13 protein-coding genes are annotated in these 14,527 nt (G+C 50.5%); 8 read left to right on the top strand and 5 right to left on the bottom strand.

Features of this window, described 5'->3' with window-relative positions; translation table 11 throughout:
* From ACTVJH_RS12305 to ACTVJH_RS12295, 3 genes are read right to left on the bottom strand one after another with little or no spacing between them, the layout of a single operon-like run.
* Window positions 1-1,083, bottom strand: coding sequence for a type III-B CRISPR module-associated Cmr3 family protein (locus tag ACTVJH_RS12305; RefSeq protein WP_455991187.1), 1,083 nt, complete (start codon window positions 1,081-1,083; stop codon window positions 1-3).
* Window positions 1,070-3,922, bottom strand: coding sequence for a type III-B CRISPR-associated protein Cas10/Cmr2 (gene cas10 / locus ACTVJH_RS12300; RefSeq protein WP_455991184.1), 2,853 nt, complete (start codon window positions 3,920-3,922; stop codon window positions 1,070-1,072). The genes ACTVJH_RS12305 and cas10 overlap by 14 nt, the downstream gene beginning before the upstream one ends.
* Window positions 3,923-3,924: 2 nt before the next feature.
* Complete coding sequence (locus tag ACTVJH_RS12295) at window positions 3,925-4,977, bottom strand: RAMP superfamily CRISPR-associated protein (RefSeq protein WP_455991181.1); 1,053 nt, start codon at window positions 4,975-4,977, stop codon at window positions 3,925-3,927.
* Between the two features lie 587 nt (window positions 4,978-5,564).
* Here ACTVJH_RS12295 and ACTVJH_RS12290 point away from each other — a divergent pair.
* Genes ACTVJH_RS12290 through ACTVJH_RS12275 form a run of 4 tightly spaced genes read left to right on the top strand, consistent with a single transcriptional unit; the run spans window position 5,565 to window position 10,371 of the window.
* The gene (locus ACTVJH_RS12290; RefSeq protein WP_455991178.1) at window positions 5,565-6,005 is read left to right on the top strand and encodes a hypothetical protein; all 441 of its coding nucleotides are present in this window, start codon (window positions 5,565-5,567) and stop codon (window positions 6,003-6,005) included.
* Entirely contained in the window at window positions 6,002-7,054 is a 1,053-nt protein-coding gene (locus tag ACTVJH_RS12285; protein ID WP_455991175.1) for a hypothetical protein, read from the top strand. The genes ACTVJH_RS12290 and ACTVJH_RS12285 overlap by 4 nt, the downstream gene beginning before the upstream one ends.
* Window positions 7,038-8,237, top strand: a complete 1,200-nt coding sequence (locus ACTVJH_RS12280; protein ID WP_455991172.1) for a hypothetical protein — start codon at window positions 7,038-7,040, stop codon at window positions 8,235-8,237. The genes ACTVJH_RS12285 and ACTVJH_RS12280 overlap by 17 nt, the downstream gene beginning before the upstream one ends.
* Before the next feature lie 7 nt (window positions 8,238-8,244).
* Window positions 8,245-10,371 (top strand): hypothetical protein, encoded by a 2,127-nt coding sequence (locus tag ACTVJH_RS12275; protein WP_455991169.1) that lies wholly within the window; start codon window positions 8,245-8,247, stop codon window positions 10,369-10,371.
* A 117-nt stretch (window positions 10,372-10,488) separates the two neighbouring features.
* Here the strand turns inward: ACTVJH_RS12275 and ACTVJH_RS12270 are convergent, their stop codons facing one another.
* Both ACTVJH_RS12270 and ACTVJH_RS12265 read right to left on the bottom strand, forming a co-directional pair.
* A complete protein-coding gene (locus tag ACTVJH_RS12270) occupies window positions 10,489-10,713 on the bottom strand; it encodes a hypothetical protein (RefSeq protein WP_455991166.1) in 225 nt (74 codons plus the stop codon).
* A 102-nt stretch (window positions 10,714-10,815) separates the two neighbouring features.
* Window positions 10,816-11,184 (bottom strand): hypothetical protein, encoded by a 369-nt coding sequence (locus tag ACTVJH_RS12265; protein WP_455991163.1) that lies wholly within the window; start codon window positions 11,182-11,184, stop codon window positions 10,816-10,818.
* Window positions 11,185-11,596: 412 nt separating this feature from the next.
* On the opposite strand from ACTVJH_RS12265, the gene ACTVJH_RS12260 reads away from it, so the two are divergent.
* The 4 genes from ACTVJH_RS12260 (at window position 11,597) to ACTVJH_RS12245 (ending at window position 14,503) form a co-directional block, all read left to right on the top strand.
* Entirely contained in the window at window positions 11,597-12,328 is a 732-nt protein-coding gene (locus tag ACTVJH_RS12260; protein WP_455991160.1) for a DUF6088 family protein, read from the top strand.
* 6 nt (window positions 12,329-12,334) lie between these two features.
* Window positions 12,335-12,718, top strand: a complete 384-nt coding sequence (locus ACTVJH_RS12255; protein ID WP_455991157.1) for a nucleotidyl transferase AbiEii/AbiGii toxin family protein — start codon at window positions 12,335-12,337, stop codon at window positions 12,716-12,718.
* Between the two features lie 73 nt (window positions 12,719-12,791).
* A complete protein-coding gene (locus ACTVJH_RS12250; protein WP_455991154.1) occupies window positions 12,792-13,574 on the top strand; it encodes a type IV toxin-antitoxin system AbiEi family antitoxin domain-containing protein in 783 nt (260 codons plus the stop codon).
* The gene (locus ACTVJH_RS12245; RefSeq protein WP_455991151.1) at window positions 13,571-14,503 is read left to right on the top strand and encodes a nucleotidyl transferase AbiEii/AbiGii toxin family protein; all 933 of its coding nucleotides are present in this window, start codon (window positions 13,571-13,573) and stop codon (window positions 14,501-14,503) included. The genes ACTVJH_RS12250 and ACTVJH_RS12245 overlap by 4 nt, the downstream gene beginning before the upstream one ends.
* Window positions 14,504-14,527: the final 24 nt, after the last annotated feature.

Genomic DNA, 14,527 nt, shown 5'->3' with positions numbered 1-14,527 from the left:
TTATATGTTCGTAAAGCCAAAAAAATTGTTTTCGCTTCCAGGTCCGATATTGATTGCGGTTCCCGCCGGGAAAAACGAGGATACCGGTTTATGAAAATGATTTTTCATGTCCCATCCGGAAATTCTGATCAAACTTCCTGAAACTCTTGGAAGTTCAGCCAAACCAGACTCTTGATCCTGAATCGATGTGGTTTTGACGGGTCCCAATGCATAGATCCAACCGGAATTGCTAGCGGGGAAGATGACTTTCTCGGCAACCTCGTATTTGACAATTCTCTGCTCTCCTCCAAGTTGAAGCAATCCCTGTTCATCTAGGCTTTGGGGGGCAACAGCCTGCGAAAGGCCGACCAGGAGTCTGACATCCGGATGCATTCTGACTTGGGTGAAAGTATACAAATACCCTTTTCTGACTTTTCTGGATCGATAGGACTCCAAAGCGATTCCAGTCCTGTTCTCGGACGAATAAAAGCAGCCCGCAGAAGCGATCGTTGCAACAGACGGGTCATGGTCATCCAGGGAGCCGGTCTCATTCCCGGCAAAACGTAGAACCCCACCACCAGCAGAAATAGCTCCTAGCCCCTTGAGGTTACACCACATCCCGCTCATTGATTTCAGATCTTCCTGCTCTGGCTTGAGAAGCCAAACAGGTGCCGAAACCGAACCCTTGAGGCCCAGAGTTTTGAATTGGGACGTACATACTTGGGCGGGCCTGACTGGCACGACATCGCCCGGTTTCATTTTCTTGAGATTACCGGCAAACCAATGAGCTGGGGCGGGGAAAAAGACATCTCTTTTGCTGCCGGCAATTTCGAAAACAGGTCCGGCTATTTCAAATCCCGGTTCTTCAGGAATTCCCAAACAAGGATGATCAGCATACTTTTCCCTGTCAGCATTCAAAAAATCCCCCAGGGGAATATGCCGCTGTCCCAAAATAGCAGCCCGTATCGCTCCCATGATTGTTTCCGGCATGGGGGGAAATACACTTGCGGCTTCGTGATTTTGCCCAGCCACCATTGGTTCGGAGCCCTTGAAAAACAGGGTATCCACTGGTGTCAGCCTCAGCCATTGCTTAATGCTGCTCATGGTTATCCTCCTTGGTGCATACAAGGCGCTGGCTCATGAACCTGGCAATAATCAGAGCCGTCGTATCGACGTCCATCTGTCCTTCATTGGATTTGCGCAAAACAAGGGCTGCACATTTGCGGGCAAGTGTCTCCAAGTTCGTTTTGCCTTCACCTTTGGTGTGTCCGATCTGACGGTTGGATGCGCTTCGCCCCATCTGACTGAGTAAAAATTGAGACATCCCTTCCGGTTTATGGTTGGCCAGCGTGAGTAAACCATCACGAAACATTTCAAGCCGGTAAATGAATGAGGAGCTCATATCCTTAAAATCGGGCCTGGCGAGTTGCGTGGTTATATCCACAAAAAGATCCACCAACTTTTGATCATTCAGCGTTTCACCCCTGTTTTCATCCCCTTCACTCTTTTCGCTTTTGTCCAAATTCAGTTCTGACGCGGGAAGGTCTTTCCAGGAAGCCCTCCAGGACCGAGCCCCACCGGAACGTTTATCCAACTCTAAAGCCAAGGAATTGCGACCGCCTTTGTCTTTGGCATCTTCAAGAAGCTGATGGGCCCTTTTCACTGCTCCGAGCAAGGGACGTTTATGGTGAGTCAGCAGTATGCCCGCTGATATGGAAATCGCCTCTCCGGCTCCCAAATGGTGAAAAAGCCGACTGGTTCCAGGTTTCCAGATATCGAGCACAGGCGTTGGTAGCCCGTTTTCCAAGACTAGAAAGGGATAGTTATACGCAGTGGCAATATCCTTTGCAGCCTGCAACACGGTTGAAATCGGCAAAACGGCACAGACATCGTCTCCCCCGGCGTAGATGAGTTTCCCTCTATGCTTGTTGACAATGGAGGGTACGGTATGCAGAGCAAAATCGCCCAAAGCCTCGGAAATGGCTGCATGAACAGCCGGGCTGAGCATCCTCTTTTTGGACAGATACGTATCCCAGAATTTCCGGAAGCCATCCTTTCCCTCAGGCCAATGTCTCAATTTTTCAACTAAATCGGGATGAACCACACTGTCCCAAGTGGCGGCAATGGTTTCACCATTGACCAGTTTGCCCATTTTGTCGCCATCCATGAGTAGCACAGCGTAATAATTGTCGGCATCGTTCAGTGGTGTTTCCCGCTTGAGCCTGTTCAGCACGGAATCTTCTTCACCCTGACCCGATTCATCTTCATCCTGGGCGTGATAGTGATCTGCAATACGTCCTCTCCAGTTTGATCCCAAGTCCTGTTGAAGATTTTTCTTCACTCCGGTGGGAAGTCTTTCAAACCAATCACTGAGGGCCATTTCCGTGGTAGCAGGAAAGGAGTTGTCGTCCTTGAAGAATGGGTACAAAGGATGCTCTTTGTCCCTGCGAATGGCATAACCGGCCAATCGTTTAACCATACCCAATGAACTCAGACGTTCGCTCTCCTTGAAGTCTGACGCAGCACCCATGGACATGGTCCATTTTTCCTTGAATTTGGACCAGAAAGGATCGTTTTCAGGACGCGGATTTTTATCCCCAGTAACGGCATGGTCCAGATGCAGGATTTCCAGATCACCATGCAGCTGACATTTGATTCCCTCTTCAGTCTCTCTTTTATCTGTTTTGCAAAATTTTCCTGCGGCCATGAATCCTTGAACCATGGCATGCGTTGTTCCGTAAAAGGCACTTTTGGCGGGAATGGAGTATTTCAATTTTTTTGAGTCGTTTAATGTCTCCAATGCCTGTGACCAAACACGCTCATTGAGCAATTCACGTGCGGTTGCGATACCTGATTGATCGATCAACGGGCACGCTGACCAATGAAAATCAAAATATCCGTCCAGTTGCCTCGCGAATAATTTGCTCACAGTTTCGTCCCGACCAAACTTCTCCTCAATCAGACCGAGCACCCGATTACCAAGGTCCGACCACGCGTCCTTGATCGCCATCTTTATCGAACCTGCAAGTACATCCTCCATACCCGAGGGAACCAGACAGACAAATTTGTTGGGAAACGACGCTACCCCGGTATCGGAAGAATCAAACAATCCCAGTTCATCAAGGGCACATTCCTTGCCTAGAAAATTCTCGATCATAGGCTGATCGATCAGGCTAGGATAAAGTACATGATCCGAGCCCAGTTCATAGATCACTTGCCGGATTCCCTCAAAGGCCAGCCATGACAAAATAAGCGAACCTGTCCAGAAATCCCTGAGCTTCCTAGCTCGTGCGATGAAATTCTGCACCGGAGTCAACCCAAAAACCATGAGTGAGGATTGCCTGGTTTTGGAAAGCTGGGCACAAGAAAAAAGCGCGGAAACAAGAGCACAGTGTTGCCAAATCGAATGGTCTGGAACTCGCGTATCCGCCGGAATCTTGGCCCACAATCCGCCCAGACCTCCCGTATTTTTTCGAGTCAACTGTCCACGCAAGGCATGGCGAACGTAATGGAAACGGGCCACTGCCAACTCATCGGGTCGACCGGCAAACCTGTCAGAAATCCTTGAAATATCATTTTTGACAATGCTTTCTATCTGGGCACTTATGGTCTTGATATCGGGAATTTGTCCGTCAATTTTCAGAGCAGCGTTTGCCGATGTCGGATGCGTGAGCATGGGCTTTTGGGAAAAATCAATGGCCCCACTGCTTTCATCATCCTTTGAAAAACCAGGAAACTGCATCCTGTCCATACCTGCGGCAATGACGTCCAATCCGCTGTAGGCATCTCTGTCCAAAGTTCCGTCGATGCCCATAGCATTCAGCAACTGCCTGCTTCTCCTCTCATGACCGGGGATATGAATGGCCTTGTCCGGCGGGTCGTGCAGAAAGGCCTGCAGTTTAGCGTTCCAGTAGTCTGCGTCTTTTCGAAATATTCTGTTCATTCTTACATCCCTGCCATTGTTGTTCGTTGAACGTTTGATATGGCATCAAGTTTATGATGTACTTTTTCCCAGACTTTGATTTGTTTTTCTTTATCCCTTTCAAAGATGGGTTGCTGGTCACTATGCCTGTGAGGCAGATGCAGTATAACTCCCTGATATTGTCCCCCGTGCTTAAGAACCTTGAAATGAAGTGGTGAAGCATGTCTGGCAGTATTTCCGAAGGCAGCGTGATGTGTTAGAGGTATGCCAAGCAGATGCCTTTCGTTTGCTGATCCAGCACCTGGATCAAGCTTATCGTAACCACGAACGGATTTAGCCCTAACAGCGATGTAGGCTTCTGCCAGATCACGCATTACCTCTTTCCAAGCATCCTTTGATTGGGTCTTCCAAATCAATTCGCCTGTTCCGTCTTTTCCGAGTAGAGAAGGATAGTCACAATCGAATCCCTCTTTCCAAAAATACAATTTTGGCGCTTCCAGAAATTTTTTTTCGATATGTAAAATAAAACTTCCCCATCCATTTCGAGACCTTCCACCAATAGTCCCAAAGAGCTGGAGGAGTCGAAAGACCGGCTTGAGCCCCTCAATTTCATGATGTCCCGCTTCGATTGTAAGTACAAACTTCTCACCAGGGCTGAAATAAGAATGTTTAACGTTGCCATTTGGGGCCATCAAACCCATCCCTGCCAAGTACAGAAGAGGTGAAACATCTCCCCTGTTACGTTGACATTCTGGTTGGTTAACCGGAGCGATGTTCGGCATCTTCTGTTCACACGCCTTGGCATCGGCCTGCAAAGTAATCACAACCTTGCTTTTGCCCAAATTGCTCCCCTTTTCTCCAGCTGCTCCGAAAATCTGTGACTCATTCTCATACAGATCACTGCTCGTCATCCCCGCACCATGAGCAATTCTCCACCACTTGCGTAGCAAAGCCTTGAACGGCGCGCCACGCCACTGAGCGTTCTGGTCGGGTCCCCCCAAGAACATAGGAGTGATGATCTCACACTCGGCGGTCACTCTTTCTCGTTTGTAATAGCGTAAGTACCCGTTTTTCATGCTCACCTCTAAAAATTATTCAGGTTATACAGACTACCCCGATCTATATCGCGAGGCAGGTCTTCCTTGCCTCTTAAAATCAAACAAACCGGAAAAGCCTGAGAATGTATCTATATATCCACTTAAAATCATTATCTTTAAATTTCTTTATTTAGGGACTATCTAGATTAAAATGAAACATTCTTCTCTCGCAACACATACGATTTCCTCGCACCCCATAAACATGTACACCACTCACCAGCTTAAACGGGTACCGGAGATCATTTTTCAAAAAGAGACGAAAAAAACATCGATTTTAATTTTCTCTCATTATTTCAGCCAATAGTCTGGGAAATTGCTGTACTTGAAAAGTACAGAAGCCATACCTCATGAATTACAAAATTGAAAGTATTTTCATAAACAAATTTAATGTCATACAAAAAGCTACCCCTGTTCATACACAAACATCCTGGAGGATTGATCCCGTGATCTTTGTGATGCATATGCCGGAACAGCAGGGTGCTACGCGAACAAACGTTCTCTTCCCTATCGAGATCATATAATGTATCACCCCGGACATCTCCACTTGCAAGGCAAGGATCACGCAGATGAAAAAAAAGGCAAATCTGATCGATGACATTTGGACACGACAGAGTGAGCGAATCCTCGCAACCATGGGTAGCCACATCATCGGACTGCCCGCAGTCATGTGGGAAAAAAACATGTTTCTCATGGGTATTCGAAACGATTGGTGGAAAGAACGAACCGGCTCGTTTCCCGCACGGTCCAGATCCTCGGGAACCCACCCGCTTTTCGTGATCAGCTCCTCATCCGTGGGTTCCCATGTCTGCCCCTGTTCGAGCAGGAAACATTCGGGGCGATTCATCAGACAGGGATGTCTGCTCAAAAAAACCGGCAAGCGCATGGATCGTGACTCGTACATTCTGGAAAAATTCTCCTTTCCGGTCCCCCGCTCGCTTCATCTGACCCGAAAACCCGGCCTCTACGGCATTGTTCCCCAAACCTGTCTTGCCGGGAGGCATGGATGAAGGCAAACAATCCCTTCAACACATGGATCAATTCCAGGGAATGCTGGGACCTTCTCCTGCGATGCGTCAGCGCTCATGCGAAACCCGATCGATCCGGGACAGGACACGACCATGAAGAACCTGAAAGCCTGGCCGCTTCATTGTGGGAGGTACTGCGGACGCGACAGGGAGAATCGCGGGGCAAACTTGCCATGCTGCTCGCTCGGGAAGACTGGAACGGTCTTGAGCGCTATCTGAAGACAATGGCCAGATCCCTTCACAATGAAAAAAATCGCGACAGATATTACCAGCGGGTGCGCCAGACCCTGAGTGCCACGCCGGACATGGGATATACACCATCATCTCACGCGGCATCCTATGGGAGCCTCAGCCAGGATGCCGTGTGCATGCCTTCCTATGAGGAATTACTGCAAACGGGATTCTGTCCCTGCTTTCCGTCAATCCCGGTCAACGACGTGCGAACCGCTGCAACGATTGTCACTCTGGCCAGAGATTTCAGAAAACAGGTGGAAAACCATCTTGGCCATGCGGTCAGCATCCCTCTTCGTGAATTCTGCGCCTACACCCGTGCCGGATGGCCTCAAGGAACCGAATACGAACCCGCAACGTATCGAAATCCTCAATCCGACGATGACGAAACAGTCCCTCGAGACTGGCCTGGTCCGAACGAATCGTCGAATCCCGGTCGTGTCGAACACACGGATGCCTGGGTGAGCGATCGGGCTGCACGTATCGCCCTGCAACTGGAGGATCTCGATCTTCTCCTCGTTTTCTGCCTCAGATATCATTGCGATATGCCCCTCAAGGACATTGCCCAAGCACTGGGATTGTCCGGACCTTCCCATGCATCCTATGTCCTGGACAAAGTTCACCGGGAATTGCGAGTTCTTCTTTCCCTGGAAGACGGTCTGGGCAGGGAGGATTTCAACGAGAATCTGTTTGCCAGATTCCAGGATATGCTCCTTGCGAGTTGTAAAGACGAAGACTGTTCCCGTTCTTCCCGTAAGAAGGCAGATCAAACAAGGAGCCGACATGCCCAAGCGCGTTGATCTATCCGCCATGAAACAGGACTGGCGGGACATGTATCAGGAACGGACCTGCCCGGGACATGCCATATGCAGTGCCCCGAATCACGCCCACGAGGTGGAGGAACACAGAAAACGGTGTGCCCATTGTGCCGCCAGAACCCCGGAAGCGGTTCAGCCATGGAAGGAATTGGGTGAGGCTCTGCAATCGTTTTGTCCAGATACTCCCCCGAAAGGACATGATACGGGTGACGGTAAGGACAACCTCGCGCATCTTTTTCCCGCACCCCCGCACGCACATCGTCCACATCCCGGAGAAATCTGGTCCCTCAAGGAAAAACTTGGCCATTGGGACAAGCGACACCGGTACATCAATCCTCCCGTGGTGCTCGTGACAGAGGTACTTGAAGAGGTTAGCGGAGTCCGCGTGGCCCAGACATTCATGGCCCCGCATCTCACCTTTGAAGGGGATGTGGCCATCGGATCTGACTTCGGACATGCGGAAACATGGAACACCTATGCTCTGCGTTTTGAAGATCTCGATCGATTCTGGGGGATGGTGGACAAGGAAGTACTTGCTGGAATTCAAAAGACCATACACAGCCAGGACCTGCTGCAGGAACCGGAAGAGGATTCGATCATCCACTTTTTTCGGGAACTGGAAATGGAAATCGCTCATTTCATGGCCATCCAGGCATTGCCTGTGCTTGTTCATCGTCACGAACATCCCGGATGGCCCGACTGGATGGCCGATCCCGAACAGGTCAGAGAAAAAATCCTGGCCTTTGAGTCCCGGGCGAGCGTTCCTGACACGGATGCCCCCCTGGTCATGCTCGCGATCACCCGGCTCCCAAGGGAAATGACCAAAATGGCTGCATCCGAGTTTGGCAAACAGCTCTCCTATAATGTGATCACCTGGGGTGAGAACGACCAGCCTTCCTGCCGGACCGGACTTGCCGTCGTGGATGGGGTGCAGTTCTCCGATGCAACCATTCATGTTGAAGGATGGCTGGACAAGCAGGATCGAGAAGCCGGGCTCCTTGCATGGTGGAAGCATGGCGAGGAGTATATGGAGGGAGCTGTGGAACGTGATCCTGAAAACGGCTATTTTGAAATCGATTTTGCCCGGTGTTCCCAGGAGGAACTGGACAAAGGGGAACTGATCCTTCTGGTGGTTGAACATCCGCGTACGCATCATCAACATTGATCATCTCATGGCCGCACTCCTCACCCCTTCATGGACTCTGGAAAGAGCCCGGTCCAAGCTGAACATGGGCAAAATCCCTGATTGGGACCGGATGCTCGATGGTCTTTCCCTGACCCTCTGGAACCGATTTTCCGGCAACGCCGACACCCTCGACAGACTGTACAGCGCCAGTCCGGATGCACACGCGTTCGTATTTACCCTGTTTTTCGCCCATCTTCTGGATCCCTTCAAAACTCCCCCTGCCGTTTCCTCATGGCTCAAACACAAAGAAACGGTCCTGTCTCGTTCCATGACCTGTTCCCCCTGTCAGCTGGAGCAGGGAACATGGCGTAAGGTTCCCATCCCCCTGGCCCACGAGGGCAGGGGATATGTCTTCTGGATGATGATCGGCGTCGGTCCGGACCTGGAATTGTTCCCCATGGGATCGGAGATTTTTGACGATCAGGCCATTGGTGCCATTCACACTGCTCACGAATTGGTGCGCAACAAATGGGATCTGTCCATGGCGGTCTGCCCCATTTCCTGGAAGACACACGAACACACCATTGCCGGACCTTCCCTGGGACTGCCTGTTTTTCTGGGTGCAGCCGCAGCCCATAACGGTCAGCCATGTTCAAAGATCATGGCAACGGGTTGTCTTGGCCCGGACGGATCGGTTCTCCCAGTGGGCCATGTGCTCGAGAAAGCAAATGCTGCAGGTTCCGATTGCAGATTCTTTATCCATCCGGCGAAAGGGCCTGGTGATGCAACGATGTGCAGTCGAGACAATCTTGAAACCGTTCCGGTCACAACCGTTGATCAGGCATGTGCCGTTCTGGCCTGCCAGGCACCGGGTCTTGGAACCAAGGTGGTTGCTGCCCAGCGCATTCTCGATCAGGAAGAAGGACTCGTGCAGGAATTGTGCGGACTCGCACAGGGCATGGATATGTGGGTCCGGCATTATCGCACAGCCATCAGCAACCGACTGCACCAGTCAGATAACCTGCGACCCCTTATCGAACAGATCAAAGGATGGGGACATTCCACAACCGGTACATGCCATGAGCTCGCTGAGGCCCTGCTCGATTGTTTCGAACCGGACATGGTCCTAAAAATGGGAGCCCACGATGCCGTGGCTGCGTGGGATATGGCGCTGCTTCAGATGAACAGGGCCAACCATTTTGGAATGATCGATCTTTTTCCCCAATGGAACCGGATCGCGAGTGCCGTCAAACCGCACATCCTGCGTTTGCACCAGGGTGACGGAGCACCACTGCTGCATGCCGTGCGGATCTTCATCAATGACAGCCACAACAGATATGATTTCGATCCCCGACTGCCGGAACGCATGGAACATTCCATGATGCTGGAAGATATCGTGGATGATATGGAGACGGCCTTTGACCGAAAACGCCAACGATGCAACGGCCCGTGCGAAGAAAAAGTCCTGGGCCAATACTTCGGCACCCTGGGCCAGCATTTTCTCTTCTGCGGGCCCGAGTACGCCGAACAGGGGATGCACTATCTGAACAAAGCCATGCATGCCTTTGGGGACGGGGAGATTCCCGGAGACTGTCACAAAGAATGGCTACGGGATCTGTTCTATCTCGTTTTCGCCCTGATCGAGACAGAACGCTTCGAGGAGGCTGAAAAACGTCTCAAGGAAGTATGTGCGGCAGGCCCTGAGGGGTCCTGGCCCGTTCATTCCATGAATCGCTTTCAGATTTACGCCCTTCTGCGTCTGCATGTGGACTCCGGCCGCCTCATGGATGCCGAGCTGTGGTGGAAGATCAGAAGACGGATTTCCCATGACACCATCCGGGGCCATCCTGTTCAGTTGATCGCCCTGAACCTGGCCCTGCTGGCCCGGGAAGAGGAAGAACGCAAACGTCTTTACCACCTTTCCCTGCAGAATTGTCTTGCATCCGGCCCGACCATCCAGGCCATGGCGCTGCTCCCCCTGGCCCATATGTTTGCTGAGGGGATGAATCATACGGTCCTGGAAAAACAGTGTGAACAGGTGCGAAACATGCTCGAGAATTCAGGGCTTCACGCCCCCCATTTCGAGCCGGTACTGAAACAGAATTTTTGGAAAGATATGCTGGAAACCGTGCTGGCAAGAAAAAAAGAATTGTTTCCATACATGTATAGATGAGACCTCGAGCCCAATTTTTCCCAGATGAACCAACTGGAACAGGCCTGGCATCCGAGTTCGGATACCAGGCCTGTTCCAGTTCAAGCACCCTGGACCGGATGCGTTATCACGAATCTATCAGCCATTCCAACGACGAGCATTCTTGCTGCGTTTTTTCGTGCCGCTAGAGCCCGGCCAGCCGGTGTCGCCGTCCCAGAAGCGACCTCGTCGTGCCACTGTGGCGAAGTAAGCGTCAGGATTGTCGATCTTGTCACCTCGAGGAGTATACCATACGCCCTTGATCCTGGCCGGAGTCTTGCGCCAGGGCATATCGTCGCGAAATCTGCCGAACCAATGGCCCATGACAACCTCCGTGGCAAAAGGTTTTCAGCTGTCAAATCAAACTCACACCGATCGATCATCTGAAAACAGGATCGGGAGTGATTCGCATATTTTCAAATCCTTTCATTCATGATCCAGAACCATGAAGATCAAACGACCCGGTGTGACCCTGACACCATCCGGGGGATGGAAGGCAAAGGTAAAGCAGCCTCTAGACGTGGACACGGTTTCCTCTTCCGAGGCAATCAGCTCTCCCTTGCATCTGATCCAGGCAAAAATCTCGCTGTACGGCTGGGCATCGAAGCTCCCATGAACCGCGAACCTGCCCTTGCCGTCAGCGGATATCTTCCGCACACGGACCGGGGTCTGGCTCAATTCGATCTCCTCCATGTCATGGGTAAGAACGATATGTCGGGCCGGGACAACATCTTCGCACGGCGTGTTTGATCCGGATGAACCCGGTGATATGTCCTTAAAAAACGAATGACTCATGGCAACCTCGCAGATACAATGAAATCCATAGATCATCTACGAGAACCAACGGTCATCAGGGGCTTTTTTTCAAAATGAAACCATGCAGGCACTCACTTCACCCGCGCAGGTGACACCCAAAATGGAACAACTTTCCTGACACAGGCCCCCTGTGTCAGGAAAGTTGTCGCCCGCCGCCTGTGGAATTCACCTAAGGAGGTGCCAGAAGGAGGATGAAGAACCCCAAAAAATGTTAAATATTCCAGAATCAGGAACTTCGCCATTTTTCTGAGATGCATCGGAAGCGGCAAAAAACGCTCAGGCAGGGTGATGAACGGTAAACCATGTTTTGCGTGCATGTCATGTTTTAACTATCAAAAACTTGACAAGTCCGCTAAAAAGGCTACTCCTCTTTTTAAACGAGGATCATATCATGCAAGCTGCTTCACAGGTAAAAAATTATGTCGAGTCGGTTCCTCCGGGAAAGATCATCACCTACCAGGATTTCACTGGTATGCGAGAGGTCAAACCGCAGGCTCTGGCCAAGGCGCTCGAGCGGTTGGTGAAACAAAAAGTTCTGGTCCGTCAGGCCAAAGGGACTTTCTATCGCCCCAAACAAACGATTTTTGGCCCGACCAGTCCGCCTGATGAGGAAATAATCTCCTTTCTGACCAGGAAAGGAGATCGAATAACCGGAATGCTCACGGGTCAGTCCATCTATCTCAATCTTGAGATATCCACCCAGGTTCCGAGCATTCTGACCATTGCCACCATCACACCCCGAAAAAATCAGACCCTGGGCAAGCTCCAGGTTCGGTTCGTGCGCAGTTACGTTGCATCGTTTAAAGCAGACGATGTCCCCCTGCTGCAACTGCTCGAGGCACTCAGATTCATCAAACACGCCCAGGGCTGTACTCCGGATGACGTTCTGATCGTTCTTGAAAAAAAAATCCGAAAACTGTCTCAAGATGATCTGAAGAAGCTGACGGATTTTGCCAAGAAATATCCACCCATGGTCCGAGCCATCTATGGTTGTCTTCTCGAACAGATACACAAGCCTGAACAGGCCCTTGCACTCCGAAGCACGCTCAATCCCCTGACGACATTTAATCTCAACGTTTCAGAGAACATCCTGCCCGATAAAAAATCATGGGGAATAGTATGAAGCTTCATGAATCCAAAGAACTCTTCAAGGATGCCATTCAGGCGACTGCCGACCACCATTAATCTCCAGAACATCTTCATTGAAAAAGATTACTGGCTGACATTGGCACTCTATCGCCTTTCGCAAACCAGCCTGGGCGATATAACTGTTTTCAAGGGTGGAATATCGCTTTCCAATGCCTACGGTTGCATCGAACGCTTTTCAGAGGATGTGGATCTGGCAGTCATCATTGACGGGGAATTGTCGAACAACCAGATCAAGAAATTGCTCAAGCAGATCACCTCAACGGCAAGCCGGGATCTACAGGAAGAATCCACGGGTGGCTCCAAAGGGTCCATGATCCGAAAAAGCTACTATTCCTGCCCGGTAACATCTTTCCATCTTTGCTGATCAGGTCGATCCTGTCAGGGTTTTCCAATATCTCTTCTTGTATAAAGTTTAAAAAAAATCTATTTGACATATCATGAAAACATTAAGGGGAGAAAAAATAAACCAACTCATGCAAACCTGGCCCTCGGGAACCGTAAAAAGTTCCAGGGAGCTTGCAGCCCTTGGCATCTCCCTGTCCCTTGTTCAAAGCTACATCAAGCAAGGTTGGTTGGTTTCTCTGGGACGCGGAGTCTATGCCAAAAGCCATGACAAACCCAACTGGCTCGGGGGGCTTCATTGTTTGCAGCAGCATAAAACGTCAGGTTGTATTCTGGCGGGCGGAAGAACGTCCCTGGAATTGCAAGGATATACGCATTACGTCCCGACCCATGATCGAGAAATATTTCTTTTTGCCCCATCCCCAAAAAAACTCCCGGCATGGTTTGCCAACTACGAGTGGGGCCAACCAATTATCTTCACCTCGACAGCACTCTTTCCAGAGGGTCTTGAGCAAAGCCTTGTAATTTATGATGCCGGAACATTCACCGTGCATATATCCTCCCCAGAACGGGCAGCCCTGGAGCTTCTGTATCACGTGCCCCAAAAAGTACGTTTTCAGGAGGCAGGACACATCGTGTCGAACCTTTCCACATTACGCCCGGTTATCCTCCAGACCTTGCTGGAACAGTGCAACAGTATCAAGGCCAAACGACTCTTTCTGTACCTTGCCAAGGCATCCGGTTTTCACTGGTTCAATCATCTGAACCTGGCCACCATCAATCTCGGTTCCGGTAAACGGGTCATCGTCAAAAACGGCATTCTGGACAAGGAGTTCGGCATCACTGTCCCCGGGGATCTTGACGGAGAACTGTTTTGAACACGTATGAAAAGCAGGTGCGCATCCTCTTAAGAGTCCTGGCCCTGATCGACTTTGACGATCCAGAAGGTAAAGGTTCGCCCTTTCTGGCGCTGAAAGGCGGAACAGCACTCAATTTTTTTCTCTGGAATCTACCCCGCCTCTCTGTTGATATAGACTTGGCCTTCTGCCCCATCAATGATCGCCGGACGGCCTTGGCAGATATTGGGGCCAGCATGAACCGATTGGGCAAGAATATCGAACGACTTTTTCCAGGCGCAACCGTCGTGGAGACATCGCCGAGAACAGGGGCACCCAAAGTGATCATTCATCATGAAGGCGCCACAGTAAAAATTGAACCTAATGCCACGATTCGCGGCACAGTTTATGAGACTGAGTACGCAAGACTGCAACCGGAAGTTGAAAAACGTTTCGAAATGGCCGTTGAAGTACGCCGCCTGTCCATCCACGATCTCTATGGCGGCAAGATATGCGCTGCTCTGGATCGCCAGCACCCGCGCGATCTGTTTGACGTTGCCCAACTTTTGGATATGACAGGAATCACAAAGGAAACGCGAAAGGCGGTCATTATCTATTTGCTTGGTCACAACCGCCCCATGTCTGAATTGCTCAACCCCCGGTTTCAACCTCTTGGCGATGTCTATGAAAAAGAATTTCAGGGGATGTCACGAACGATTATCTCTGTTGAAAAACTTGAGGAAACCCGTGTCCGATTGGTTCAGGATATCAGGTCCGGCTTGAGTCATGATGACAAACGATTCCTTCTGTCCATCAAACGAGGCAATCCCGAATGGAACCTACTGGGAATTCCACACGCCAAACACTTGCCCGCAGTACGCTGGAAATTGTATAATATTGAAAAATTGCGGAAAAATCCCGCAAAACACGCCAAGGCTTTACAAAAATTGGAGGAATGTCTCTCTAACTGATATTGTGGTGTCAATACGATATTA

Source organism: Desulfoplanes sp. PS50 (assembly GCF_053851535.1).
Note: the sequence above shows the minus strand (reverse complement) of the source record. Positions and strands in the feature narration are given on the sequence as shown.